The 26487-nt window shown below is 70.8% G+C and carries 23 protein-coding genes; 19 read left to right on the top strand and 4 right to left on the bottom strand.

Going from position 1 to position 26487, the window contains the following annotated elements; genetic code table 11:
* Positions 1 to 111 precede the first annotated feature (111 nt).
* The 3 genes from ACWCPY_RS17585 to ACWCPY_RS17575 all read left to right on the top strand — a co-directional run bounded on the left by ACWCPY_RS17585 (position 112) and on the right by ACWCPY_RS17575 (position 3498).
* Positions 112 to 1131: a hypothetical protein gene (locus tag ACWCPY_RS17585; protein WP_451265870.1), complete on the top strand. Its 1020-nt coding sequence runs from the start codon at positions 112 to 114 to the stop codon at positions 1129 to 1131.
* Between the two features lie 76 nt (positions 1132 to 1207).
* The gene (locus ACWCPY_RS17580; protein WP_451265868.1) at positions 1208 to 2197 is read left to right on the top strand and encodes an alpha/beta hydrolase; all 990 of its coding nucleotides are present in this window, start codon (positions 1208 to 1210) and stop codon (positions 2195 to 2197) included.
* 68 nt (positions 2198 to 2265) lie between these two features.
* A complete protein-coding gene (locus ACWCPY_RS17575) occupies positions 2266 to 3498 on the top strand; it encodes a DUF4185 domain-containing protein (RefSeq protein ID WP_451265866.1) in 1233 nt (410 codons plus the stop codon).
* 39 nt (positions 3499 to 3537) lie between these two features.
* Here ACWCPY_RS17575 and ACWCPY_RS17570 read toward each other — a convergent pair whose 3' ends face one another.
* Positions 3538 to 4128: a TetR/AcrR family transcriptional regulator gene (locus ACWCPY_RS17570; RefSeq protein WP_451265864.1), complete on the bottom strand. Its 591-nt coding sequence runs from the start codon at positions 4126 to 4128 to the stop codon at positions 3538 to 3540.
* A 187-nt stretch (positions 4129 to 4315) separates the two neighbouring features.
* Here ACWCPY_RS17570 and ACWCPY_RS17565 point away from each other — a divergent pair, with 187 nt between their 5' ends.
* A complete protein-coding gene (locus ACWCPY_RS17565) occupies positions 4316 to 6535 on the top strand; it encodes a polymorphic toxin-type HINT domain-containing protein (protein WP_451265862.1) in 2220 nt (739 codons plus the stop codon).
* 8 nt (positions 6536 to 6543) lie between these two features.
* On the top strand, positions 6544 to 7149 hold the full coding sequence (locus ACWCPY_RS17560) for a hypothetical protein (protein ID WP_451265860.1): 606 nt from the start codon (positions 6544 to 6546) through the stop codon (positions 7147 to 7149).
* 325 nt (positions 7150 to 7474) lie between these two features.
* Here the strand turns inward: ACWCPY_RS17560 and ACWCPY_RS17555 are convergent, their stop codons facing one another.
* Entirely contained in the window at positions 7475 to 7909 is a 435-nt protein-coding gene (locus ACWCPY_RS17555; RefSeq protein ID WP_385550364.1) for an ATP-binding protein, read from the bottom strand.
* A 213-nt stretch (positions 7910 to 8122) separates the two neighbouring features.
* On the opposite strand from ACWCPY_RS17555, the gene ACWCPY_RS17550 reads away from it, so the two are divergent.
* The 3 genes from ACWCPY_RS17550 to ACWCPY_RS17540 are packed head-to-tail and all read left to right on the top strand — an operon-like array spanning position 8123 to position 9403.
* On the top strand, positions 8123 to 8974 hold the full coding sequence (locus ACWCPY_RS17550; RefSeq protein ID WP_451265858.1) for a Scr1 family TA system antitoxin-like transcriptional regulator: 852 nt from the start codon (positions 8123 to 8125) through the stop codon (positions 8972 to 8974).
* A gap of 11 nt (positions 8975 to 8985) precedes the next feature.
* Positions 8986 to 9177 carry a DUF397 domain-containing protein gene (locus ACWCPY_RS17545; RefSeq protein WP_451265856.1) on the top strand — a complete coding sequence of 64 codons (192 nt, stop codon included), beginning with the start codon at positions 8986 to 8988 and terminating at the stop codon, positions 9175 to 9177.
* Positions 9170 to 9403 carry a DUF397 domain-containing protein gene (locus tag ACWCPY_RS17540; protein WP_451265854.1) on the top strand — a complete coding sequence of 78 codons (234 nt, stop codon included), beginning with the start codon at positions 9170 to 9172 and terminating at the stop codon, positions 9401 to 9403. Before ACWCPY_RS17545 ends, ACWCPY_RS17540 begins: the two co-directional genes overlap by 8 nt.
* A gap of 10 nt (positions 9404 to 9413) precedes the next feature.
* Here the strand turns inward: ACWCPY_RS17540 and ACWCPY_RS17535 are convergent, their stop codons facing one another.
* On the bottom strand, positions 9414 to 13514 hold the full coding sequence (locus tag ACWCPY_RS17535; RefSeq protein ID WP_451265852.1) for a hypothetical protein: 4101 nt from the start codon (positions 13512 to 13514) through the stop codon (positions 9414 to 9416).
* Positions 13515 to 13709: 195 nt separating this feature from the next.
* Between ACWCPY_RS17535 and ACWCPY_RS17530 the strand changes: the two genes are divergently transcribed.
* From ACWCPY_RS17530 to ACWCPY_RS17500, 7 genes are all read left to right on the top strand, one after another.
* The gene (locus ACWCPY_RS17530) at positions 13710 to 14336 is read left to right on the top strand and encodes a DUF402 domain-containing protein (RefSeq protein WP_451265850.1); all 627 of its coding nucleotides are present in this window, start codon (positions 13710 to 13712) and stop codon (positions 14334 to 14336) included.
* A gap of 303 nt (positions 14337 to 14639) precedes the next feature.
* On the top strand, positions 14640 to 14948 hold the full coding sequence (locus tag ACWCPY_RS17525) for a hypothetical protein (RefSeq protein ID WP_018101695.1): 309 nt from the start codon (positions 14640 to 14642) through the stop codon (positions 14946 to 14948).
* 179 nt (positions 14949 to 15127) lie between these two features.
* Positions 15128 to 15997: a hypothetical protein gene (locus ACWCPY_RS17520; protein ID WP_451265847.1), complete on the top strand. Its 870-nt coding sequence runs from the start codon at positions 15128 to 15130 to the stop codon at positions 15995 to 15997.
* Entirely contained in the window at positions 15987 to 17339 is a 1353-nt protein-coding gene (locus ACWCPY_RS17515; RefSeq protein WP_451265845.1) for a hypothetical protein, read from the top strand. Before ACWCPY_RS17520 ends, ACWCPY_RS17515 begins: the two co-directional genes overlap by 11 nt.
* Positions 17336 to 18886: an SCO6880 family protein gene (locus ACWCPY_RS17510; RefSeq protein ID WP_451265843.1), complete on the top strand. Its 1551-nt coding sequence runs from the start codon at positions 17336 to 17338 to the stop codon at positions 18884 to 18886. Before ACWCPY_RS17515 ends, ACWCPY_RS17510 begins: the two co-directional genes overlap by 4 nt.
* A 52-nt stretch (positions 18887 to 18938) precedes the next feature.
* Positions 18939 to 20357, top strand: coding sequence for an ATP-binding protein (locus ACWCPY_RS17505; protein ID WP_451265841.1), 1419 nt, complete (start codon positions 18939 to 18941; stop codon positions 20355 to 20357).
* A gap of 1 nt (position 20358) precedes the next feature.
* Entirely contained in the window at positions 20359 to 21897 is a 1539-nt protein-coding gene (locus tag ACWCPY_RS17500) for a type IV secretory system conjugative DNA transfer family protein (protein WP_451265839.1), read from the top strand.
* On the opposite strand, the gene ACWCPY_RS17495 is transcribed toward ACWCPY_RS17500, so the two are convergent.
* On the bottom strand, positions 21889 to 22455 hold the full coding sequence (locus tag ACWCPY_RS17495) for a GNAT family N-acetyltransferase (RefSeq protein ID WP_451265837.1): 567 nt from the start codon (positions 22453 to 22455) through the stop codon (positions 21889 to 21891). The genes ACWCPY_RS17500 and ACWCPY_RS17495 overlap by 9 nt on opposite strands.
* 141 nt (positions 22456 to 22596) lie before the next feature.
* Between ACWCPY_RS17495 and ACWCPY_RS17490 the strand changes: the two genes are divergently transcribed.
* The 4 genes from ACWCPY_RS17490 to ACWCPY_RS17475 are packed head-to-tail and all read left to right on the top strand — an operon-like array spanning position 22597 to position 26339.
* Positions 22597 to 23535: an ATP-binding cassette domain-containing protein gene (locus tag ACWCPY_RS17490; protein ID WP_451265835.1), complete on the top strand. Its 939-nt coding sequence runs from the start codon at positions 22597 to 22599 to the stop codon at positions 23533 to 23535.
* Positions 23532 to 24350 (top strand): ABC transporter permease subunit, encoded by an 819-nt coding sequence (locus ACWCPY_RS17485; RefSeq protein ID WP_451265833.1) that lies wholly within the window; start codon positions 23532 to 23534, stop codon positions 24348 to 24350. The genes ACWCPY_RS17490 and ACWCPY_RS17485 overlap by 4 nt, the downstream gene beginning before the upstream one ends.
* 46 nt (positions 24351 to 24396) lie before the next feature.
* The gene (locus ACWCPY_RS17480; protein ID WP_451266106.1) at positions 24397 to 25677 is read left to right on the top strand and encodes a sensor histidine kinase; all 1281 of its coding nucleotides are present in this window, start codon (positions 24397 to 24399) and stop codon (positions 25675 to 25677) included.
* A complete protein-coding gene (locus tag ACWCPY_RS17475) occupies positions 25674 to 26339 on the top strand; it encodes a response regulator (RefSeq protein WP_451265831.1) in 666 nt (221 codons plus the stop codon). The genes ACWCPY_RS17480 and ACWCPY_RS17475 overlap by 4 nt, the downstream gene beginning before the upstream one ends.
* The last annotated feature ends 148 nt before the right edge of the window (positions 26340 to 26487 follow it).

Below are 26487 nucleotides of genomic sequence, written 5' to 3'. Positions count from 1 at the left end.
ACGAAACCGACGAAACCGGCGGCGGCAAGGCCCAGAAATTCCAGAAGGCCACCATCCACTGGAACGCCGACCGCGGCACCTGGATCACCGACAACTGACCGGGAGACAGCCATGAGACCGCTGACCCTTCTGATCCTTCGGCGTGCGATCGGGGCGGTGACCCTGATCCTGGCGGCCCTCGCGCTCACGTTCACCACGGCACCGGCCGCGAGCGCCTCGGAGCCGGGCGGGCCGATCGGGCGCGGCGAGGCGATGGACCGTGCGTGGTCGTGGATCGCCGAGCAGGTGCCGTACAGCCAGAGCGGCTGCCACGAGAACCGGTTCGGCTGTTACCGGCCGGACTGCTCGGGCTATGTGTCGATGGCCTGGAACCTCGGTACGTCCCTGACCACCTGGGGCCTGTGGGACGTCACCTTCGACATCCCCGCGAGCGACCTCCAGCCCGGCGACGCCCTGCTGCGCGACTCCGGCGGCACGGACCATGTGGCGCTGTTCCTGCGCTGGGCGGACCCGGCCCACACGCAGCCGGTGGTGCGCGAGGAGTACGACTTCGGGCACGTCGCCGAGGAGCGGGTGTGGGGCGACGGGCTCAGGGGCTTCGCGCCCCGCCGCTACAACAACCTGGACGACCTGATTCCGTACGGCACCATCGCGGTGAAGTACGACAGCACGGGTGGGCCGGGCGGGCCGCTGGGCCGGCCGATCACGGGTGAACGCGACTCCTCGCTGGGCGGACGGTTCCAGCAGTTCCAGAACGGGATCATCCTCTGGCACCCGGACGAGGCCCACGCGATCTACGGCGACATCCTCACCAAGTTCTGGGACACCGACGCCGAACGCCGCTGGGGCTTCCCCACCACCGACGAGGCCGACGCCGCGACAGCACCCGACGGAACCCGCGGCCGCTATCAGTTCTTCGAACACGGCCTCTTCCTCTGGTCACCGCAGACCGGAGCACACACCGTCCACGGCGCCATCTACGACGCCTTCCACGCCGCCGGACACGAAACCGCACTCGGCTACCCCCTCACCGACGAAACCGACGAAACCGGCGGCGGCAAGGCCCAGAAATTCCAGAAGGCCACCATCCACTGGAACGCCGACCGCGGCACCTGGATCACCGACAACTAGCGAATCCCCGGCAAGCGGCGATCGCCGACAGCTGCCGGCTCCCCACCCCACTGCCACTTCCGACCAGGAGGTCGTGTTGAGCGAGCACCGTCCCACCCGCAGGAACGTCCTGAAGGCCGCGGGCGGCCTCTCCGCCGCACTGGCGCTCGGCGCCGGTGGCGTCCTCGCGACGGCCACGGCGGCGAGCGCCGCCGGTGACGGCTTCGGGCTGCACATCGTGGACCACAACGAGAACGATCCCCGCATGAAGTACTACCGGTTCCAGACCGACGCGATCGGCTGGAACCCCGGCGTCAACGTCCTGCTCCCCGACGACTACGCCACCAGCGGCCGCACCTACCCGGTGCTCTACGTGTTCCACGGCGGCGGCACGGACCAGGACTTCATCACCTTCGACCGCCTGGGCATCCGCGCCTGGACCGCGGGCAAGCCGGTCATCGTCGTGATGCCCGACGGCGGCCACGCGGGCTGGTACTCCAACCCGGTCAGCTCCAACACCGGCCCCCGGAACTGGGAGACCTTCCACATCGCCCAGCTGGTCCCGTGGATCGACGCGAACTTCCGTACCTACGCCGAGTACGACGGCCGCGCCGTCGCCGGGTTCTCGATGGGCGGCTTCGGCGCGCTGAAGTACGCGGCGAAGTACTACGGCCACTTCGCCTCGGTGAGCGCCCACTCCGGCCCGGCCAGCCTGCGCCGCGACTTCGGCCTGGTCGCCCACTGGGCCAACGCGTCCTCCGCGGCCCTGGATCTGGGCGGCGGCACGGTCTACGGGGCGCCGCTGTGGGACGAGGCGAGGGTCACCGCCGACAACCCGGTCGAACGCATCGAGAGCTACCGGAACAAGCGGGTCTTCCTGGTCGCCGGTACGAGTCCCGACCCGGTCAACTGGTTCGACACGGTCAACGAGACCCAGGTGCTCGCCGGGCAGCGGGAGTTCCGGGACCGGCTCGGCGCGGCGGGCATCCCGCACGAGTGGCACGAGGTGCCCGGCGGGCACTTCGTCCGTGCCGATCTGTTCCAGCGCGACCTCGACGGTGTCATCGCCCGCCTCCGCAAGGCGTGACCCGACGCCGTACCGCAGCTCCGTACCCCACCCCCCACCCCAGCTCCAGACACACGGAGGATCCGACCATGTCCACCCCCTCGCAGCCGGAGCGCCGCGCCGCCACCCGCCGCTCGGCGCTCAAGGCAGGCATGGGCTTCGCCCTGGGCGCCGGCCTGCTGGGCGCCGCAACCGGCACGGCCGCCGCCGACGACCGGTCGGGCCGGGCGGCAGCCGGGCGCCCCACGGCCCGACTGCTCCAGACCGGCACCCCGCTGTGCGAGCAGCCCGGCGACTCGGCGAGCGCACAGGGCCTCGGCTCCGGTGACCTGGCGATCCCGTACTACCGGGAGCACGACAACACCTGGGGCTATGTGTTCGGCGACGCCTTCGGCGGAATCGCCCAGGCCGATCCCTACCTGGGGTCCCCGGTGATCCTGAACCAGGCGGACTTCGACGCCTCCGGCGCGACCCCGATCTCGTTCTCCTGGGCGATGCCCACCGGCGGTGCCGCCGACCAGTGCTTCGACTACGCGCACCGGGCGGACAACGGGCACGGCTTCGAGATCTCCCGCATTCCCAACGACTGCATCGAGTTCGGCGGACGCACCTACATCCAGTACACCTCGGTGGCCCTGTGGGAAAACATCCCCGCCGGGTACGACGGCTCGCTGATGTCGGGCGTCGCGTACTCCGACGACTACGGCGTGACCTGGCAGGACTACCCGTACCACTGGGCCGGCGACACCCAGGGGACGAACCAGTCCATGTACGGGATGTGGTCGTTCGCGGGTATCGACCCCGACGGCTGGCTGTACATCTTCTCCAAGCGCTGGAACGGCACACACTCCAACACCGCCGACGGCGGCGCGATCCAGCTGTTCCGCATCCAGCCGGGCGAGTTTCGCGCGGGCAACTTCGGCGCCCAGGAGAACTGGGCCTATCTGGACGGCCGTTGGCAGTGGACGCGGGCGGTGGGGCCGTCGGTCATGCTGTCCGGAAACAGGATCGGGGAGTTCTCCGTCAAGCGGATCGGCACCACGTACTGCATGAGCTACTTCGACGTGGACGACTACGCGATCTGCACCCGCACCGCGCCCCGCCCGGACGCCGTCTGGACCGCACCCAAGCCCCAGATCGTCGGCGACGGCCTGCCGCCGCACCACTGGGGCAAGCCCCAACTGCCGTTCCTCTACGGCGGATACATCCATCCCGGCAGCGCGAGCGCCACGTCCCTGACCCTGATCGCCTCGCAGTGGCAGTCGGTCAACCAGGGGAAGACGCCCTACCGCGTCCTCCAGTACGACGGCATCCAGCCCTGACGTCCGCCGCCACCCGGAGCCACGGCCGCGGCCACCCGGTCAGGGACTGATCGAACGCCAGACGAGACCGGGCAGGATCCGGGTGGCTTCCTCCATGTCCACGTCCCCGGCGGACAGCCACCGCCGGGCCACGGCGGTGACCGGGCCGAGGACAAGTGCCTCGATCACGGGCGCGGGAAGCGAGACGATCTCACCGGCATCCCGGCGCCCTTGCACCCAGAGGGCGAAGGGAGTCAGCCGCGCTTCCTGGGAATCGCGTATCCGCCCGGCCTGTGCCATGGACGCGTGGTCGGCGGTGGCGGAATGCAGCAGCCGGGCCTCGTCCGGGTGGGCCTGCACAAAGGCCAGATACGTCCGGACGACGGCCTGGACCCCGGAGCAGGCGTCCGTGGTGCGTTGCAGCTCCGCGACGAGTTCGTCCAGGAGTCTGCCCAGACAGCGCAGGGCGAGGGCGTTGTGCACACCCTGAAGGCTGCCGAAGTGGTGATAGACGCTTCCGGCGCTGACACCGCTGGCTCTGGTGATCGCGCCGACGGTGAGGCCGCCTTCGCCGGAGTCGGCGTAGATGCCCAGTGCGGAATCCAGGACCTGCTCGGCGGTGGCTTCCCCACGCTGCTGCTTCGGGCTCATCGAGCGGACGTCCTCGGTCTGATCTGCGCACGGAGGACGTCGAGGCCCTCTCCGCCGTCAGTGTAGGCCAATGCTTTTGGAATTTTTTCTAGAAAAACGCTCCACTTCTGAGCCACGCGCATCAAACTGATCTCGTGTCAGACACCGGCGCCGTGGCCGTGCGCACCGAGTCGTCGAGGGAGACGGCATGACCGAACCGAGTGATTTCCGGGGCCGGCAGCCGGAAGGACCGCCCGCCCCGCCCCCTCCCCCCGCCTACCCGCCGATGCCGGTTCCGCCGCCCGGCGCCGGGGCCTCCTGGTGGCGGCGGCTGACGGAGCGCCAAAGAGTTCTACTCGTCGGCGGGGTCGGGGTTCTGGTCCTGGCGCTGGTGGCCGGGACCGCGCTGACGGTGTCCGGCACGGTCGGGTCCGACGACGGCAAGGCGGCGGCGAAGCGGAATCTTCAGCCGTTCCGGCAGGCGGTCGAGGAGCTCGGCGCGGTACAGGGACTGACGTATCAGGACACTTCCGCCTTCGGCGTCACCGAGAACCGGATCACGGCCACCGCCGGCGGCAGCAAGTACGGCACCACCTCCTCCGGTGGGAAGAGGCTTGAACAGGGCCTGCTGAACGTCGACGGCAAGACCTTCATGCGGTGGTCCCAGGACCCCGCGCCACCCCCGGGCGCCGATTCGGGCAAGCCCGGCAAGTGGATGGCCGACCACGAGGACAAGGACTCTCTCGTACAGGAAGCGCTCCGGCGGACCCTGCCTCCGCCCCAGCTGGCGGACGTCCTCACCAAGGCCCTCGACGACCTGGAGAAGGCCCCGCCCACGGCGAAGCGCCCGGACGGGAAACCCCGCAGCGTGCGAGGGAAACCCGCCCTGGGCATCGACACCTCGGCCGGCCGCCTGCTGGTCACCCGGCAGAAGCCCCACCAGGTTCTCCGCCTGGAGCCCTACGACTTCCACGAGTTCACCGAGCGGCTCAAGGAGGGGGAGGCGCCGGAGACGATCCCGGAGGTGACCCGCGGGCCGCTCACGGTGGGCAGCCCCGAGGGCATGGACATCACGCCGGTCATCGGGGACGCCGTCGCCGCGATGTTCGACACCCTGCTCGACTACACCAAGCAGCTCAAGAACGCGGGCGACCGCGGCATCAACTTCACCATCGACGGCTCAGGAGACATGAACTGCAGCTCGTCGGGCTGCTCCGTCACCCAGAAGTTCACCGGCGAGGTCACCTCCAAGGCCCGGGAGGAGCGCGTCAGCAAGGGGCAGGTCTCCGCCGTCCTGACCGCCACCTTCTCCATCGGCGGACAGTCCGCGGGCAAGTGCACCAGCCCGCGCAGCACCTTCCGCCTCACCGGCAGCAACGCCGCCGGCACCCTGAGGTGCTCCAACCCCGGCGCCGGCTCCGTCTACTCCTCGGTGGCCGCACGCTACAAGGCCAGGGCCGAGGCCCAGTCGCGGGCCGCCGGCGGCAGAGTCGTCCACTACAGCATCCCGCTCCGCGCCAGCACCCTCGTCGAGGCCAGCGCCCTGGCCGCGGTCGAGGTCAAAGCACTCGTCGACCGCGTGAACGGGGAACGGCGCGTCGCCGACTGCACCAAACCCCACAGCTTCCCGTCCGGTACACAGGTCCTCCTCGCCGACGGAGCGCACCGGCCCATCGAGGACATCCGCACCGGCGACCGGGTGACCGCCACCGACCCCGGCAGCGGCTTCACCGCCGCACGCCCGGTCACCGGCACCATCACCACCGACAACGACGACGACTTCACCCGCCTCACCCTCGCCACCGGCCAGGGCCCCGCCACCCTCACGGCAACCGACAACCACCCCTTCTGGCTCACCAACGCCGGGCGGTGGGCCGACGCCGCGGACATCCGGATCGGCGACGAGCTCCGCAGCCCCGCAGGAGCCCCGCTCCGGGTGGCCGGAGTCCTCGACCAACAGGGCCTGCAACGCACGTACGACCTCACGGTCGGCGGTCTCCACACGTACTACGTGCTGGCGGGGACCACGCCGGTCCTCGTCCACAACTGCAACGACCTCGCCGCCGACGCGGCGAAATTCCCCGGCCTGGCCCACACTCTCGACGAGCACGTGAATGTGTCCCGGCAGCAAGCGGCCGCACTTGCCGCTCGCAAGAACGCGCCCAACGGTGTGTTCCACGACGCACAGACGGCCCAGCAAGTGGTTGACTACGGACTCGCCGGGAACGCGCAGAGGATCAAGAACTGGCTCAGGGGTTCGGAACGCCAGCTGACCATCAGGGGATCCTTCGGGGCGAACAACTCCATCGGCTGGGCCGCCCACCCCGACGGACGCTTCACTTCGACCGGTAATCAGTTCACGATGGTACTTCAGCGCCAAAGAGGTCATCAGAGCGGTTACTTCGTCCTCACCGCGTATCCGAGATAGGCGAGTGCATGCAGCGATTCACGGAGGACGACTTCGGTCTCACGTGGTTGATGAACTCGTTCCACGCGGACTGGACGAGCTGCGCCGGGTCAGAGGTCGGGGCGCTCGGGCTGGCGCTGCGGGACGAGCTCGACCCCAGGCAGGTCATGTCACTGCGCCGAGACGCGGCTTCCCTCATGGAGCGGCTTCCAGCGGGGACCGTAGAGCGACTGTGGGAGTCCGGCGTGGAATTCCCCGGCTTCTTCGGTCCCCGCGTTCCCTCGGGAACTCTGTGGATGCGGCTGATCGTCCGGGAGTGCGATGCATGGCTCTCCCGGAGCAGGACCGTGCCTCTCGGGAAGGCCGATCAGGAGGAGGGCTTCGACCACGCGGACGCCGTCCTGGGCGAGCTGGAAGAAGAAGTCGACCACCTCGGCGAGGACCTGACTTCGGACCTCATCCAGTGTGTCCGCCGCTGCACTCCGGACCTGGCGTTCCGAATCCTTCTCCAGGCCCTGGAGTGCAAGGGACAACAGATCGACCGGAGCCGGTACGAGCGGCTCGAAGGAATCGGTACGGGTCTGCGCTACGGGAAGTTCCTGGTTTCCAGGCTGGAACACCTCGTGACGAGGTAGCGAAAGGCCCGCGGTTGTCGCGCACGTCGCAGACCGCGGGCCGTTCCTTTCCCGTCCTCCCACCGACCCGGCGGTCGGGAAGGGCTTGTTGACGTACGTGGCCGGGGACGGCAGCTCGTACGCCTGGTACCAGGTGTTCTCGTCGGGAACCGCGATGGCGACGCCGTACGTACCCCGGTCGTACCCGTCGGCGTCCATGCATTCCTTCTGCGCCTTCATGCCGGTCCCGTCGACGTCGCAGTTGATCGGCGGGAGCGCGCTTCCGGCGTCGGTGGTGCCTTCCGGGATCCCTTCACGCGGCCCTCTCCCCCGCCCTGCGTCTCCCCTATGCCTTGGCCGCGCACTCGGCCCAGAGCAGCTTCCCGCCCTGCCCCGGCAGTCCGCCGCGCATCGGGTACGCGCCCCAGGACTCCGCGTAGAGCGTGACGAGGTAGAGCCCGCGCCCGCGTTCGGCCAGTTCCTCCGGTGTCCCGGCGCCCCGTCGGAACGGGGCGGGGATGTGCGGATCGGTGTCCCACACGCTCAGCCGGACACGGCTGCGCCCGGCGTCGCGCAGCCGCAGGGAGTACGGCCCCGAGGAGTAGAGGTAGGCGTTGGTGACCAGCTCGCTCGCCAACAGCTCGGCGATCTCGGTGAGTTCGGGCATGCCGTGCACGCGCAGGACGTTGCGGAGGGTGGCGCGGGCGACGCCGGGGGCGCGGGGATCCTGCGGGAGTTGGAGGGTGTATGTCCAGGGCGGGGATACCGTGGAACCGACCATGGAAGTCTCCGTTCACGGGAGGAAGTTGGATCGCGGATTTCCGGTTGCCCGGTGACGAGGCCGCTCCGTCGAGCGGGGTACTTCCGGGCGGGTGGCCTGAGACCGAGACTAGGCTCACGCAAGGATTGTTTTCACCAATTGACCGGAATCCTTGAACCGAACCACTCGTGTGAGTGACCGACTGTCTCAGCCGTATTCCAGGGAGAGTTCGAGATGGCAGGCAGGGCCGCCCCTACCGCGCGCCGCACCCGGCTCGGTGTCGAGCTGCGCAAGCTGCGGGAACGCGCCGGGATGACCACGACGCAAGCAGCCGACCTTCTCGGCACGAGTTCGGGGCAGCTCAGCAACATAGAAGTGGCACGCTTCGGCGTGAGCGCGGATCGCGTGCGGGTCGCGGCCCACACCTACTCCTGCACCGATCAGTCCCTGGTCGATGCGCTCGTCGCCATGACCGGTGACCGCAAGCGCGGCTGGTGGGAGGAGTACCGGGAAATCCTGCCGCCCAAGCTGCTCGACCTGGCCGAGATCGAACACCACGGCACCGGTCTGCATGCGGCGCACAGCATCCACATTCCCGGGCTGCTCCAGACCGTTGATCACGCACGGGAGATCTACCGGCAAGCGGTTCCCGAGTTGTCGCCACCGGAGATCGAGCACCGCGTCTCGTACCGCATCAAACGACAGGAAGTGCTCTACCGGACGAGCCCCATCCCCTACCGGGCCGTCATCCATGAGGCCGCCCTGCGCATGAGGTTCGGCGGTTCGGACATTGCGCGGGACCAGCTCCAGCACCTGCTCAAGATGAGCGAACTGCCCCACACGACCATTCGCGTAATCCCCTTCGAGGCCACCTACTACCCGGGCTCAGGACAGTCCGTGTACTACGTGCGGGGGCCGGTGCCCGCACTGGATACCGCGCAACTCGACCAGTCACACGGCCCCGTGTTCATTGACGCGGAGGCCCAGTTGACCCAGTACCGCCTGTTGCTCGAACGACTCGATGCCGCAGCTCTGGACATCGGTCGGTCCCGAGAACTCATCCACAAGGTCGCCCGCGGCCTGTGAAAGGAGCCGAGATGTCCGCGTACATCTGGCAGAAGTCGTCCTACTGCGCACAGGGCGAGGCATGCATACACGTGGCCGCAGCCGGACCCGGCTCGGTCGGCGTGACCGAGAGCGGCGACCCCACCGGAGCGATACTCCGCACCACCCCCACCGCCTGGGCCGCCCTCGTACGCACCATCAAGGAGGACCGCGTCCGTGACTGACACCCCCGGCGTCCCCGCCGACCTGACCTGGGTCCGTGCCGCACCAGAAGGCTCAAAGGGGCCGGGCCCCTGGATCGAGATCGCCTTCGGGCCGGACGACTTCGTCTACCTCCGCGAGACCGGCGACCCCACCAACATCGTCACGACCACCCGGACGAAATGGGTGGCCTTCACCAAGGGCGTCATGGCGGGCGAGTTCGACCACTTCGCCGAGCCCGCCGACTAGCGCCGGGGGCTCACGGCCGAGGAGAAGAACCGGCCTCCGCCCAGGCGCGGGCGAACCGTTCGTGCGCGGGCGGTGGGACGGCGGCGGTCGGGGCTGTAGGCGCGGGACGCGGGGCCTTCGCGACGGTGAGTTCCTTGCGGACGGCGCGGTGGTGGTCGAGGGTCCAGGTGTTCCAGCGGCGGACGGTGCGATCGGCCGGGCGGTCGAAGGCGTGCAGCTGGAGGTGGAGGGCCGCCGCGTCGCGGCCGACGCCGAGGGACGCCGCCACCTCGTCCACCAGGGCCGGGACGCTGAAGAGCGGGTTGGCCTCGTACTGGCCCGGGGGGACCGGGGTGGTTGCCGAGCGGTCCGCCAGGGCGCGCAGGGCGGTGAGCTGATCGGCGGGGATGTCCGTGATCCGGCCGAGCAGCGGGCGGGCACCCTCCACGACCGGGTCGCCCACCGGTCGTTCGCCGAATGCCCAGGTGAGGGCGGTGACGGCGGACCGTATCCCCTCGGCGTCCAGCGGCGCTTCCGCCAGGCGTCCGGTGAGCAGGGCGGTGGCCCAGGTCTCGGGCAGGCCGTGGTCCTTCGCCAGCGCGGCTCCATGGCTGCCGTCGTCGGCGTACGGGGTGGCCGCGAGCCGTTCCGTCCATTCGGCTGCCATCCGGTCCGCGGCGGCGGCCATGCCCCCGGGAGCCCAGAGCTCCTCCGGGTCGGCGGGGACGGCGGCGGCGAGCACGGCGTGCCGGCCGGCGAGACCGAGACGCACCCTCATCTCGTCGTAGGCGTGCACGGTGGTCCGGTCGGCCCTGTACGGCTTGGCGCGGCACAGCTTCAGGTGTAGCGCGTAGTCGTCGCTGCCGGCGAAGCCGTCCAGGACCAGCGCGGCGATCGCACGCGGCACCCCCGTACGCCACCGGAACAGGTCCACGGCCTCCTCGGGCACCGGCAGCGGGCCGCGTTCGGCGAGCAGGGCGAGCAGACGGGGGATCCGGGTGGTGTCGTCGCCCGCGACGGTGCGGGTCTCGCACTCCTCGGCACCGGCGGGCGCCGGGCCGGCGGCGCGCTGGAGGAAGGGGACGAGGCCGCTGCGGACCGGGCCGGAGGCCACCGGGACACCGGACGCGCGCAGTTCGGCGATCCCGCACTCGGGGGCGCGGCCGGTGCGCCAGGTGGTGCCCCGTTCCGCGAACGGCTGGCGGCTCCACACATCGAGCAGCGCGGTCAGTGCCTGCCGCTGCTCGTCCGGAGTGGCGGTGACGACGGCCCGCCAGGCCACGGCATCGGTCCGGCCGGTCAGCACCGCCCACTCGGGCGGGGGCGCGGGCAGGGCCAGCACCCGCACCTCGTCGTCGATCTCGCCGCGCAGATACCGGCCGTCGGCGGCGACCGCGGTGAGCAGGGCCGGCTGCGGCTGCGCCGGCCGCTCCTCGTACCCCCGCAGCCGGGCCAGCAGGCCGTGCAGGGCCGGGACGAGCCGGGTGTCGGGCACCGGGTCGGGCAGCTCGACGACCGGTCCGGAGCGCATGACGGCCACCCGGTGCGACAGCTCCTCGCGGCGGCGCAGCACATCGGCGGCGAGACGTACGGCGCGCCCGACGCCCTCCTGGATCCGGGGATCGGTCACCCCGGGCAGTGCGTCCTCGGGGCCGGAGCGCAGCAGCTCGCGGACGGCCTCGTCGGTGACCGCGCGCAGAGCGCGGGAGGAGGGCTCGTCGCGCGGGGTGAGGAAGTGCCAGAAGGCGGGCGGCGGTACGGGCCCGGCCTGCTCGCCGAGGGTGGCCCGGACCGGTCCGCGGTGACGGCTGCCGGGGAAGCCCCGGACCTGCCAGAGCAGCGAGTTGTCCTCGGCGGCATGGCAGCTGACGGTGGTGCTGCCGACCACGACGGCGTCCTCACCACCGGCCGGGAGGGCGAGGATTCCCCAGGGGCGGCGGCCCCAGACGGTGGTGCGGTAGGACGCGGTACGGCCGTCGGCGGACTCCAGCTCGAACGCGCGGGGCGAGGGGCCCGCGTACGGGGTGCGGTAGTTGACCCGGCAGCCGGTCAGGCGGCCGTCCTGGCCGAGTGGGGAGGGCGGGGCACCGGACGGCAGTTCGGCGAGGATGCGGTGGTCGGGGAAGGGCCGGGTGCCGTCCGGGAACGCGTCGGGACGGTGGAAGTCGGGCAGGGTGCGGTCGGCGGTGGGCACACCGGTGGCGGGGTCCAGGCGGGCCCATCCCCCGCTGCCCCGGTCCTCGCTGAACACCCCGGTGCTCCAGAAGTCCCGGCCGTCGTACATCTGGTAGTCGCGGTGTCCGATGCCCGCGGTGTCGCCGGGGCGCAGGACGTTCTCGCCGTCGAACCGGCCGCTGCCGTCCGGGGTCTGGAACTGGTAGCCGAGGCCGCCCTGGATGCTGCCGCCGTAGGGGCGCAGCCCGTACGACTGCTCCGGCTCGAACGTGTCGGCGGGGCTGCCGGACCAGTACGCCGTACTCGCCCCGTTCCCGTCGCCCGAGCCCGTCCAGGCGACGAGGAACTGGCCGCCGACCCAGTGCACGGTGGGATGGCCGGCGTCCTCCGGCAGCTCCAGGGTGTGCTCGCCGCGCCGTCCTTCGTGGTCGACGGCGAACGCGCGGGTCCTCCCGTACACCGTGAGCACCGGCCAGGTGCAGGTGGTGTGCACCGTCTCGTCCGGCCGGAATTCGGCGAGGGCCTCCTCCAGGGCGGTCCAGCCCAGCTCCTCGGGCAGGCCGGAGCGCAGGGCGCGGGCCAGCGGACCGGTGAGGTCCAGTGCTTCGAGAGCCTCCTCGATGCCGTCCAGGGCGATGGCGGTGGGCCGGTCGAGGAGGCCGTGCAGTTCCTCGACCGCCTCGTCGGCGGCGGCGAGCCCGCCGCCGCGCAGCCCGTCGAGGAGCTTCTCGATCCGGCCGTGCACCTCGGCCGCGATGCCCGGATTGTGCGGGAGCCGACTGATGGCGGAACCTCCGCCGGACCGGAGCCCGGCGTGCACCGTGCCTTCGAGCCGGGAGCCGAACACGGGGTCGGCGGCGAGGGCCCTGAGGTCGCGCCGCGCTTCCTTGTCCCAGAACTCCAGGGGGATGGTGGGGCCGGGATCGTGGACGGGGATCCCCTCGGCGAGGCAGACGTCGAGCAGGTCGGCGTCCAGGTGCGGCCACCGGTAGCGGTCCTCGTGGAGCCGGACCGGGGTGCCGTCCTCCTTCAGCAGCGGCGCGAACCGGGCCACCAGGTCGAACAGCTCGGCGGGCATGGCCTGGCGGGTCACTCCGCCGCCGGCGACCGTGCGGTGGGAGTACTGGGTGGCGTACCGCCGCAGCCACTCGCCGAGCCCGCCCTCCGGGCTGATCCGGCCGACCGCGGCGGCGTCGGCGGCCCCGCAGCCGAGGAGCAGCCGCAGCCAGGCGGCCGCGTCGTTCTTCGACTCGGGGAACAGGTCGAGCAGGGCGGTGGCCCGGTCGTCGGCCGGCGGGTGAGCGGCGAGCGGGCCGAGCGCCGCGTCGAGCAGCCGGTCCGGCACGGCCTTGCCGCGGGCGGAGGCGAGCACCTCGCCCAGCACCCGCGCCTCCTCGTCGGCGCCGAGGCCGGCCGCACGCGCGGAATCCCGGACGCGGCGGGCCAGATCGGCGGGGAGCTCGCCCGGCGACGCCGCCCAGACGGCGAGCAGCCGTACGAACTCGCGGTGTGCGTCGCCCGGTTCGAACACCTCGGTCAGCCAGGCCGGGGCGCCGCCGAGCTCGGTGGCCGGAAGCGCGCCGAACCGGGCGAACAGCTGAAGGTTCGCCCACCGCCAGTCGGGGTCGACGGGCAGTCCATGGGTCCGCTCCGCAGCACGCGCGTTCGCGTACGCGCGGGCGGCGGAACGGCGGTGCGTCTCCAGCATCCAGTGCCCGATGGTGTCCCAGAACCACGGCAGATGGGCGGCCGGCAGCCCCCGGGCCAGGCGCCCCGCGTCGTCCACGAACCGCCCCGGCTTCTCCCACGCCCTGTGCCGGCCCCGGTCCGCCTGCTCCAGCACGTCACGGGCACCGGCCTCGGCGCCGGGGACCCGGGCGCGCGCCCAGTCGACATACGTCTCGGAGATGCGGTGATTGGCCGGGAGCGGGACGGGAGTTCCGGTGCTGCTGGTCATGTGTACGAGTCTGGCAGGCGGCACTGACAACGGACCGCGATTGCGGGCTGGGCGTCCCGTTCAGGGCCGAGATCCTCGAAGCGCGGGGCATCATCGCCGACTGAGGCGCAAGCACGTTCTACTCCCGCTCGGTGACTCCGGGTCAAGTGATCGGACAACGTGTTCGCCCGGCGCGACGCGGGCATGATCAACGGCATGAACGACGAGCCGGGCAGGATCCTCCGCTGGAACTTCTTCATCGGCGGCCACCTGAGCGCGTCGGTGCCCGTACGCCTCGTCGAGCGCACCGACGCCGGCCAGCTGGTGTGGATGGAGAGCGGCACACCGATGTGGCGCACGAAGCTTCCGCGCGGAAGACATCTGCGGGACATCGCCCCGGACGACCGCCCCGCCGACGGCTACCCCGTGGTCGCCGGCCGCTGGCCGATGGGCAACGCGCTCTTCTACCAGCCGACCGGCGCCGCCCACTCGGTGCTCTGGCTCTTCGGGCGTGGAAGGAAGTTCCGCGGCTGGTACGTAAATCTGGAGCGCCGGATCCATCGCGGTGACGACATCGACATCACCGACCACGAGCTCGACATCAACGTGGCACCGGACCGGACCTGGAAGTGGAAGGACGAGGAGTCCTTCGCCGAGAAAACCGGCCATCCCGTCTACTGGACGGCCGACGAGGCGTCCGCGATCCGGGACGAGGGTGCCTCGGTTGTCCGACTTGCTGAGGCCGGAACGTTTCCCTTTGACGGCACCTGGTGCGATTTCCGGCCACCGCCCACCTGGACAACACCGCCCCGGCCGCCCGTTCCCCGCCACCCGCTGCTCTGACCGCCGCCCGCTCCGACCAGGCTCGGCGCGCTGACCAGGGCATGTGCAAAATTCTCGGCCAGGGTGGCGGGATGGCAATCATTGCCCGGGGTCACGCCCCGTGATACACAGAGTGACCATACATATTCGGTCACACCCCATTTCGATCCGCAGGTCAGGGCGGCCGGACCGGCCAAATGTGCGAGATCCGGGTAAAGAGAGCTGTCGAGCCGTCGTACGAGAGCAGTTTCATCAGCGAAGATAGAGAGCGACCCGTGTCGTCTGGCAGGGGCAATGAACTACCCAACAGGGGCGGTGACTTACATGATCCTGGCAGCTGAAAAGGGCGACATCACCACCATCATCGGCGGAATCGCCCCGAACTGGGGGCCGTTCGGGACCTTGGGCAACGAGGCCCGCGTAATGATCGAGGTCGTGATGGCCATCGCCATCCTGCTCTGCCTCGGCATCGCGGTCTGGGGTGCGGCGAAGCAGCGCATCGGCGCGACGGCACTGCGCGACACGTTCAGCGCGGAGCAGGGCAAGGGGCTGATCGTTGCCGGTCTGACCGGTGTGTTCATCATCGGATCCCTCGGAACCCTGTTCACCATCGTCTACGGAATGGCCGTCTGACCGGCTGTCATCCCACGCCAGGGGCAGTCCCGCCCACTCCCACACCATCCGTCCGTCGTGCCCACCGGCAGAGGTTGCGTCTCCCTGATGTCGAGTCACCACACCGCGTCCGCGCGGATTCCCGCACGGCTACCGTCGTACTACCCGGTTCAGGCAACGGTTGAGGGGGCGTACGCGGCATGAGCCACGGCGACGAGAACGGCTACGACTCAGGTCGTAACGACGATGGATACAGCACCATCGGCGGTACGCGCCAGACCCGTACCCGCCTTCCCGACGGCGGGGGCGGCGACGGCTACGGCGCCCCCCGCCGACCCGCCCGCACATCCCGCTCCCTGGTCACGGTGGTCGGCGTGGTCGTCCTCCTGATCGCGGCTATCGCGTTCGCGAACATGGGCGGGGGCGCCGGGAACGGCAACGACGGCGACGGTTCGGGGAGCGGGGGGAGCAAGCCGGAGTCTTCGTCCACGGCGGCCACGGGGACGAAGCCGGTGACGGGGAAGAACGGGTCGATCCCGTCGGGCTTCGCCCATGACGAGCAGGGGGCGCAGAGCGCGGCTTCCAACTATGCGGTGGCGCTGGGGTCGGTCGGGATGTTCAAAGAGGACAGCCGGCACGAGATCATCGACACCATTTACACGACTGAGGCCGCAGCGAAACTCAGAGGGCCTCAGGACGCGGCCTACTCCACCGACTTCCTCAGCAAACTGGGCCTGGACCCCACTGGAAACGCGCCGCAGGGCAGCACATTCGTATCACGGACGATCCCCGTGGGAACGAAGTTGGATGCCTTCGACGGCGACACGGCCAAGGTCTCGGTCTGGTACACGGGGCTGATCGGCATGTCTGGTGAAGGGTCCACCGACCCGGTGCGCACCTCGTGGAAGACCTGGACCGTCCAGCTCAGCTGGACGAGCGATGGCTGGAAGGCTGTCAGCGACACCCAGAAGGACGGACCGGCTCCGGTCCCGGGGGATGTCGCGGCCTCCAGCTCTGACGAGATCAGCAAGGCTGTCGAGGAGTACGGAGGCTTCACCTATGCGCGGTAGCCCTCGCCCCAGCGCCCGCTCCATCGTCGCCGCACTGGCAGCGGTCCAAACAGCTGTTGTTCTCTTCTCGGCTCGCGCCTTCGCCGCGCCCTCTCCGAGCCCGAGCCCGAGCCCGAGCTCCAGCAGCAACGCATGCGATCTGCTGATCGGCCCCGCCAAGCAGTACTGCGAAGAGGGCGAATCCGGCTCCTCCAAGAACCTGTCCCCCACCCTCGACAGCTCCCAGGACCCCCTCACCTCCCTCGCCCGCGGCTGCGCCGACGCCGCCGCATGGATCGTCGGCAAGCTCAGCGAGGCCGTGAAGAGCACCGCCAACGTCGACTTCACGAACACCAAGTTCCTCCAGCAGTACGCGATCGTCTTCGCCGCCTCCACCGTCCTGACGCTCGTCCTGTGGCTGCTCGCCGTGGCCAAGCGGGCGATCCGTGGCGTGCCGCTGACCACCGCGATCTCCGAGGCCGTCGGGTTCCTCTGGCTGACGGTCCTCGCCTCCGCGTTCACCCCGCTGATCCTCTACACGGTGGTCTCCGCGACCGACGGCGTCACCGATGTCATCGCCACCTCCTCCGGCGGGCAGAGCGACGTCTTCTTCGGGTCGTTCGCCGAAGCCCTCAAGAAGGGCTCCGACATCGGCGGCGGGCCGATCATGCTGATCGTCGTCTCACTCGTGTCGATCCTCGCCGCGGGCGTCCTCTGGCTGGAGCTCGTCATCCGGGCCGCCCTGCTCTACGTCGGCGCCCTGCTCGGCACCATCGTCTACGCCGGGCTCGTCGACAAGAACATGTGGGGCCACGTCCGACGCTGGGCGGGCATCATGATCGCGGTGATCATGGTGAAGCCGGTCATCGTCGTCGTCCTGGGACTGGCCGGTGCGCTCTCCCAGAACGACGGGCCGAACGCCTTCTCCGCCGTCGTGTCCGGCCTCGCCATCATCCTGCTGGCGATCTTCGCCTCCGCGATGATCTACCGGTTCGTCCCCGGCTTCGGCGACGAGATCCAGGGCGCCCGTACCAACCGCAAGCAGGCCACCGACGGCTCCCAGGCCGCCGCGATGATCAGCTCCCCCGCCGCCCTGGTCTCCCAGGGCATCAAGACCCACAGCAGCCGCAGCGGCCAGAACGGCGGTGACAGCGGCAGCGGCGGCGGCCGGCCCGCCAACGCGATCAGCGGCGGTGTCGCCGCGCACAGCTCGCGCAACTCCGGCGGATCCGTCCCCTCCCCCGCACCTCCGCCGCGCAGCGGATCGGGGCCGACCTCCGGCACCCCGCACGGCAGCCGCTCCCACCGAGGTGGCGGATCAGGCAGTTCAGGTAACAACAGCACGGGAGGTGGAGGGCGTTGACGACTCCGTCCCACACGATCGCGCCCCGCCGTACGTATCTCATCGGCCGCGCCCGGCCGAACGCGATCGTCGGCAAGAACCGCGAGACCGGCGAGATCGCCCTGATCATCGCCGGCGCGTTCCTCGGCATGATGAGCGGACTGGCCGTCCCCTACCTGGGCCCGCGGATCGTGCTGCTCGTGGGCTTCCCCCTGCTCGCCCTGGCGATCGTGTACCTCCCGTACAAACACCGCACCTTCTACAAGTGGTTCGAGATCAACCGCAGCTACAAGCGCTCCCTGCGCCGCGGTACGACCTACCGCTCCGGCGCCATGGAGGCGGGCATCGGCGCCGACGGGCGCGAGGTCGAGATCGGACCGCCCCCCGGCATCGGCCGGATCAACTGGCTCGCCGCCCCCTTCGGCCCGGACGAGATCGCCGTGCTGCTGCACGCCGACCGCCGCACCGTCACCGCGGCGATCGAGATCGAGGGCCCCGGCGTCGGGCTGCGCGACAGCGAGGACCAGGAAGCCCTCGTCGACCGGTTCGGCACGCTGCTGAAGCACGTCGCCAACGGGGACGGCTTCGTGACCCGCATCCAGATGCTGGCCCGCACCCTGCCCGCCGACCCCGACGCGCACGCCAAGGACGTCGCCCAGCGCGGCGACAAGACGTCCCCGGGCTGGCTCCAGGAGTCGTACGACCAGCTCCAGTCCATGGTCTCCACCTCCAGCGAGCAGCACCGCGCCTACCTCGTGGCCTGCATGCACTACACCCGCGAGCTGGCCGCCGAGGCCAACGCCATGGCCCGGGCCGCCCGCCCCCAGGCCGGCCGCAGGCTCGACCGGGACGCGGGCCTCGCCGTCGTCATGGCACGCGAGCTCACCGACATCTGCGCCCGTCTCGCCGAGGCCGACATCCGGGTCCGCCAGCCGCTCGGCCAGAGCCGGCTCGCCTCCCTCGTGCACTCGATGTACGACCCCGACCACCCCATCGACCACATCCAGGCCATGACCAAGCGCAACGCCTGGCCGGCCGAACTCGACGCGGTCGAGCCCACGTTCCTCCAGGCCAAGACCCGCGAGTCGGTCACCCGCGCCCCCTGGTGCCACTCCACGGCCTGGGTGAAGGAATGGCCGATGACCCCCGTCGGCGTCAACTTCCTGGCCCCGCTCCTCGTCCACACCCCCGATGTGATCCGTACGGTCGCGGTCTGCATGGACCTCGAACCCACCGAGGTCGCCATCGAGCGGATGCTCACCGAGAAGACGAACGACGAGGCGGAAGCCAGCCGTCAGGCCAAGATGAACCGCACCGTCGACCCGCGCGACATCGCCGCGCACGGCCGCCTCGACCAGCGGGGTGAAGATCTCGCGAGCGGCGCGGCGGGCGTGAATCTCGTGGGGTACATCACCGTGTCGTCCCGCTCGCCGGAGGCCCTCGCCCGCGACAAACGGACGATCCGGGCCTCGGCCGGCAAGTCGTATCTCAAGCTGGAGTGGTGCGACCGCGAGCACCACCGCGCCTTCGTGAACACCCTGCCGTTCGCCACCGGCATCCGCCGCTGACGGCACAGCGACCGAGACAACCGAGAGAACCGAAAGGGAGGTCGGTCACGCCATGCGAGATCCGCTGTCCGCGCTGTCGGACGCCTTCACCGCCTTCCTCTTCGGGAAGGTGGAGACGACCAGGCTGCCCGTCCGCACGTCCACGGGACAGGCCCAGGCCGTCTATCTGCCCACCGCCGCCCCCGGCCTCGGCGACTCCGGCGTGATCATCGGCCGCGAGGTCTACTCCGGCAAGGGATACATCTACGACCCCTTCCAGCTGTACGGGCAGCAGCTGCCCGCCCCGCACTGGCTGGTGCTCGGAGAGTCCGGCAACGGCAAGTCCGCGCTGGAGAAGACGTACGTGCTCCGCCAGCTCCGCTTCCGCGACCGCCAGGTCGTCGTCCTGGACGCCCAGGGCGAGGACGGCGTCGGCGAGTGGAACCTCATCGCCCAGGAGCTCGGCCTCACCCCGATCCGCCTCGACCCGACCGCCGCCCTCAACGGCGGCATCCGGCTCAACCCGCTCGACCCCTCGATCACCACCACCGGCCAGCTCGCCCTGCTCCGCACGATCATCGAGGTCGCGATGGGGCACGGCCTGGACGAGCGGTCCGGCTTCGCGCTGAAGGTCGCCCACGCGTACGTCAACGAGACGATCACCGACCGGCAGCCGGTCCTGACCGACATCGTCGACCAGCTCCGCCACCCGGAGCCCGAGTCCGCCGAGGCGATGAACGTCGACATAGACGACGTACGGGCCTGGGGCCTGGATGTCGCCCTCGTCCTGGACCGGCTGGTCGACGGTGACCTGCGCGGCATGTTCGACGGACCGACCAGCGTCGGCATCGACCTCGACGCCCCGCTGATCGTCTTCGACCTCTCGCACATCGACCGCAACTCGATCGCGATGCCGATCCTGATGGCGATCGTCGGCGTCTGGCTGGAGCACACCTGGATCAGGCCCGACCGGAAGAAGCGCATCTTCCTGGTGGAGGAGGCCTGGCACATCATCAACTCGCCCTTCGTGGCGCAGCTCTTCCAGCGCCTGCTGAAGTTCGGTCGCCGGCTCGGCCTGTCGTTCGTGGCCGTCGTCCACCACCTCAGCGACGTCGTCGACGGAGCGGCGGCCCGCGAGGCCGCGGCGATCCTGAAGATGGCGTCGACCCGCACGATCTACGCCCAGAAGGCCGACGAGGCCAGAGCGACGGGGCGCGTGCTCGGCCTGCCCCGATGGGCGGTCGAGATCATCCCGACCCTCACCCCGGGCATCGCGGTCTGGGACGTCAACGGCAACGTCCAGGTGGTCAAACACCTGATCACCGAGGCGGAGCGCCCCCTGGTCTTCACCGACCGCGCGATGACCGAGTCCTCCGCCGCCGAGCTCCTCCCCGAGGACGTGCGCGCCGCGGACCTGGAGGCGGAGCAGCGCGCCGCACGGATCGAGCACCAACAACGGCTGAACGAGTCGTCCGAGTCAACGGTGGCATGACATGGCGGGGCGCGCTGAGGAACGTTCCGGCGGCAGCGGCGGCATCCCGGACGGCCTGCTGATCGGGCTGCTGGCCTTCCTGCTCGGGCTGACGCTGCTGGCGTGGACGGCCACCGGTCTGGCCGGGCTGTTCGCGCACGGCGCCTGGCCGGAGGGGGTCACGCTCGCCGAGACACCCCTGTCGATGCGCCGGCTCGTCACCGCACCGCACGACCTCCCGGCCGCCTGGCCGAACACCCCGGCGGGGGAGCTCTCCGGGTACGGCCTCTTCTGGGGCCTGTTCATCGGCGAACTGATGGTGCTGGTGGTGCTGACGGTGTTCGCGCTGGGCGTGGTGGCGCGCTGGCGGGAGGTACGGGCGCGGCAGCGCCACCAGCGGTACGAGGACGGCAACGGGGACGGTCCCGTACCGACCCGGCAGCGGCGGGAACCCCACCGCCAGGCGCAGCCGCTCGCCGCCGACCCCCCGACCGCCCCCATGGAACACACACCGGCCGAGACCACCGCCCCCACCGGAGCCGAACCCGGAGCCGGAACCGAAGCGGCGGCCCCCGCCCCCGTCCTCCCCTCTCCCGCTTCGCCTCCCCCGCCCACCTCGCTCCCCTCCCCCCGCACCCCCCTCGTCGTCTACGGACCGGCCGCGACGCGTCGCCCCACCGTCGTCCAGGCCATCCTCGAAGCCGGCGGCCCCGCGCTCGTCGTCACCTCCGACCCCACCGTCTGGGGCGAGACGAAGGACGCCCGCGCCAAGCTCGGCCCGGTTCTCGTCTACGACCCGGGCCACCTCTGCGACACCCCGGCCCGCCTGCACTGGTCCCCCACCGCGGGCTGCGAACAGCCCGACACGGCCGCCGCCCGCTCCACCGCGCTCCTGGCCCCGGTCCGGCCACAGGCCCGTATCGACGCGGCGACCGCCGACACCGCGGAAACACTCCTGCAGTGCTGGCTGCACGCCGCCGCCATCGACGGCCGCCCCTTCCGCCAGGTCCACCGCTGGGCACTGGGCGGCAGCGCCCACGAACCGGTGCGCCTGCTCCGTACCCACCCCAAGGCGGCCTCCGGACTCGCCGGTCTGCTGGAGTCGGCGCTGACCGCGCATCCGGAACGCCGCGAAATGGCGCAGGAGTTGACGGTACGGGCCTTCGGCGCGCTGTCCTCGGTCCACATCCGCGAGGCCTGCACACCGAACCGGGCCGATTCGCTCGCGCTGGAATCTTTCGCGGCCGAAGGGGGCACCCTCTATGTGGTGGGTGAACCGATCGAGGACCCCCGCTCGGGACCAGGAGCCATGCCCCTGCTCACGGCACTCGCCTCACACGTGGTCGAGCACGGCCGCCGCATGGCCGCACGGTCATCCGCCGGCCGGCTCGACCCACCAATGACGCTGGTGCTCGACGACATCGCCGCGGTGGCGCCCCTCCCCCGGCTCCCGGAACTGCTGGCGACCGGCCAGGACATGGGGCTGCCGGCCCTGGCACTCCTCCGCTCCCAGGAGCAGGCCCGCGCCCGCTGGTCCCAGGAGCTCACCGCCTCACCCTGACGGAACGCGCTCCACCGCGTACTCGATCTCGCGTGCGGAAGGGCCGCCCGGCAAGGGCACCGAACCCCCGGTCGCCACGAACCCGATCCGCCGGTAGAACGCCGCCGCCCGCGCGTTGTCCTCGTGCACATACAGCCGCACCCGCTCGATCCGCGGCTCCGCCAGCGACCAGGCCCACTCCGTCCCCGCCCGGAACAGTTCCTCGGCCAGACCCGCGCCCCGCGCCTCGGGCCGTACGTACACGCCGACCACATGCGCCTGGTGGACGTCGGTAGCCTCCCCGAACCGCACTTCCGCGTCCGGCCGCTCGATCAGCACCGTGACACTGCCGTCCCACCGCCCGTCCGGCGCGACGGCGACGAACTGCCGCACATCGCCACTCCCGGTCTCGGACCCACCGAGCGCCCGGTCCTGCCAGAACGCGTCGGACTGCGCCGCGCTCTGCTCGTACGTCTCCAGAAACGCCACGGGCGCGACCGGATCCCCCAGCGCGGCCAGCCGCAACTCCTTCACCAGGGGCCACTCGTCGGCACGCACGGCTCGAATCACATGTTCCATCCACCGATCCTCCCCCTACCCCCCGACCTGCGCCAACACCATTTCCGCACCGCATGACGTCGTACCCCGGTACTACGCGCACCGCCACGTCCCGCCCCAGGTCCGACGCCGGTCGCGAGCCCGCTGCGTAGCGTCGACCGCATGATCAGGGCATACGAACTCACCAAGAAATACGGGGACAACACCGTCGTCCAGGACCTCGACTTCACGGTCAGGCCCGGCACCGTCACCGGCTTCCTCGGCCCGAACGGCGCCGGGAAGTCGACGACGATGCGCATGCTGCTCGGCCTGGACGCACCCACCCGGGGCCGCTCCACGATCGGCGGACGGGCGTACACCGCCCACAGCGCACCGCTCACCGAGGTCGGCGCGCTCCTGGAGGCCCGCACCGTCCACCCCGGCCGCACCGCCTTCAACCACCTCATGGCACTGGCCCACACCCACGGCATCCCGCGCGGCCGCGTCGAGCACGTACTCGACCTGGCAGGGCTGACCGCGGTCGCCCACAGACGCGTCAAGGGCTTCTCGCTCGGCATGGGCCAACGGCTCGGCATCGCCGCCGCGCTCCTCGGCGACCCGGCGACGCTCATCCTGGACGAACCCGTCAACGGCCTCGACCCGGAGGGCGTGCTGTGGATACGCAACCTCCTCAGGTCCCTGGCGCGACAGGGCCGTACGGTCCTGGTCTCCTCGCACCTGATGAGCGAGACGGCCCTCACCGCCGACCACCTGATCATCATCGGGCGCGGCCGGCTCCTCGCCGACACCACGGTCACCGAATTCGTCGCCGCGGCCGGTGGCGCCTCGGTCAAGGTCGTCACCCCGCAGGCCGACACCCTGCGCACCCTCCTCACCGGCCCCGGCATCGACATCACCACCGACCGGTCCGCCTCCCCCGACGAGCTGGACATCCGCGGTACGGACGCGGCGCACATCGGCCGCACGGCCGCCGCCCACGCCATCCCGCTGTACGAACTCACCCCGCGGACCGCCTCCCTGGAGCAGGCCTTCATGGACCTGACCCAGGAGTCGGTCGAGTACCGGATCACCGCCCCCGAAACGACCGGAGCCCTCGCATGACCATCGCGGCAGCCCACCCCGACCACCGGCCGCACCCGGCACAGCAGCGCCCGTACCGGGTCACCACCGCCGGGGTCCTGCGCTCCGAGTGGCACAAACTCCGCTCCCTGCGCTCCTCCTGGATCACCATGGGGGCAGCGGCCGTCCTGATGCTCGCCGTCGGCCTGGTCATGGGCACGACGTACACCAGCGGTGGCGGCGACTCCGACATCGACACCGTGGTCCTGGTCCTCTACGGCTCGGTGCTCAGCACCCTGTGCACCGTGGTCCTGGGCATCCTGGTCACCGCCGGCGAATACTCGACGGGTTCGATCCGCGCCTCGCTCGTCGCGGTCCCCCGCAGGCTCCCGGTCCTGTGGGCGAAGGCGGCGGTCTTCGCCACCGCGGTCCTCACCGTCATGCTCACCACCGCCCTGGTCACCTTCCTCGTCGCGCAGTTCTTCCTCGACGACACCGACCAGGCTGCCTCGCTCGGCGACCCGGGCGTGTTCGGCGCGATCGTCGGCAACTCCGCGGGCATCACCCTGCTCAGTCTGATCGCGCTCGGACTCGGCGCCCTGCTGCGCTCCGTGCCGGGAGCCATCGGCGCCTACATCGGCGGTGTGCTGATCCTGCCGGAGGTCCTCTCGATGCTTCCGTACGACGTGGTGGAGAGCGCCATCAAGTACTTCCCGACCCAGGCGGCCGGCGTTCTCGGTTCCGCCACCCCGCTCGCAGGCGATGCCTCCACGGGCGGCGCCCTGCTCGCCCTGTGCCTGTGGGCCGCGGCGAGCCTGGGCACGGCCGCCCTGCTGCTGCGCCGACGCGACGCATGACCCGACGGCGGCCGACGGCGAGGATGGACGCGTGACGGACGACGACATGATCCGGGCCCCGGCAGCCAAGGCCCCGGGCCCGGACACCACTCCCGGCACGAGCCGGATCACCGGGCATCTGCAACGCCTGCTCCGGCACGTCCGCGCGTTCGACCTGCGCCGCCCCATGGTCTGGAACGGGCTGCTGACCGTCTCCTGGGTGCTCTTCGCCGTACTCGACGTCACTTCGGGGGGCTGGCGCACCGTGGCCCTCGATCCCCACGTGTCCGGGACGCTGGTCCTGCTGATGAGCGTGGCCTTCTCCGCCCCGCTGCTGTGGCGGCGCACGCACCCCCTGGCCGTGCTGGCGTTCATGGCACCGGTCTCGCTGGTGAACGCCTGGTCCGGCGCCGTCATCCAGGCAGCCTTCCTGCAGGAGATCGTCGTCTTCAACGTCGCGCTGCGGCTGCCCGGAAGGGCGCTGGCGTGGGCGGGCGCCCTGGTGGCCGCCCCGCTGGTGGCCGGTGCGGTACACCGCCCGCACAGCTGGGACCCGCTGCTCGTCCCCCATCTCTGGGCGTTCGCGCTCTCGGCCCTGCTCGGGATCGTGGTCCGTACGCGCAAGGAGTACACGGAAGCCCTCGTCGACCGGGCCCGCCGGCTGGAGCTGGAACGCGACCAGCAGGCCCGGCTCGCGGCCGCCGCCGAACGGACCCGCATCGCCAGGGAGATGCACGACATCATCGGCCACAACCTGTCCGTCATCACGGGCCTCGCGGACGGCGGCGCCTACGCGGCGGCCAAGAGCCCGGAACGGGCCGCCCAGGCCCTGGAGGCCATCGGCACGACGAGCCGTCAGGCCCTCACCGAACTCCGCCGTCTGCTCGGCGTCCTGCGCGACGACCCCGCCGAGGCGGTCCGCACCCCGCAACCGACCCTGGACGACATGGACGAACTCCTCACCGGCGTACGGACAGCGGGCCTCCCCGTACGCCTGCGCATCCACGGCACGCCCCCGTCCGCCCCGCCCACCGCGGGACGGCAGCTGACGGTCTATCGGGTGGTGCAGGAGGCCCTGACGAATACCCTGAAGCACGGCGGCACGGACCCGTCCCCGACCGCGGAGGTCACCCTGACCTACCGGCCGACGGAACTGGAGGCCCTGATCACGGACACGGGCACCACCGGCCGTCGAGGTCCCGGGAGCGGCGGACAGGGGATCAGCGGAATGCGTGAGCGGGCGTCCCTGTACGACGGCACACTGGACGCGGGTCCACTGCCGGAATCCGCTGCCGTGAGCGGCTGGCAGGTACGACTGCGACTTCCTCTGGAGGACACACCCTCGTGACGAGCGTGCTCATCGCGGACGACCAGCCGATGCAACGCTTCGGCTTCCGCATGCTGTTGGAGAGCCAGGACGACATGACCGTCGTGGGCGAGGCCGGCAACGGCCTCGAAGCCCTGAGCCTCGTGCAGCGGCATCGCCCGGACGTCGCGCTGATGGACATCCGCATGCCGCTCCTGGACGGCATCGAAGCCACCCGCCGCATCGTCAAGGCCGGTGCCGGCACCCGTGTCCTGATCGTCACGACCTTCGACCTCGACCGGTACGCGTACGACGGCCTCCGCGCCGGCGCCAGCGGCTTCCTCGTCAAGGACGCACTGCCGGAGGAACTCCTCTCCGGCATCCGTGCCGTGGCCGGCGGCGACGCGGTGGTGGCCCCCAGCCTCACCCGCCGCCTGCTGGACGCGTACGTCCAGCATCTCCCGGCCGCTCCCGGCGGCCCCGCCACCCTGGACGCGCGCGTCGCTTCCCTCACCGAGCGGGAGAGAGAAATCCTCACCGTCATCGGCCGGGGATGGTCCAACACGGAGATCGCCGAGCGTCTTCACCTCGCCGAATCGACGGTGAAGACACATGTCACACGCATTCTCGCGAAGACGGGATCCCGTGACCGTGTCCAGGCGGTCATCCTGGCCTACGACACCCACCTGGTCACGCCCGCCTGAGAACACGACAAGCCGGAAGGCACCGGTGGGCGGCTGGCCGGTTAATGCCCGTAAACGCAGAAAAGCCCCGTGCCACAAGGGCACGGGGCTTTCCCGTAAAAGGAGTTCGGCGGCGTCCTACTCTCCCACAGGGTCCCCCCTGCAGTAC

The sequence above is a fragment of the Streptomyces sp. NPDC002403 genome (genome assembly GCF_053593015.1).
This window is presented reverse-complemented; position numbering and strand designations above follow the sequence as displayed.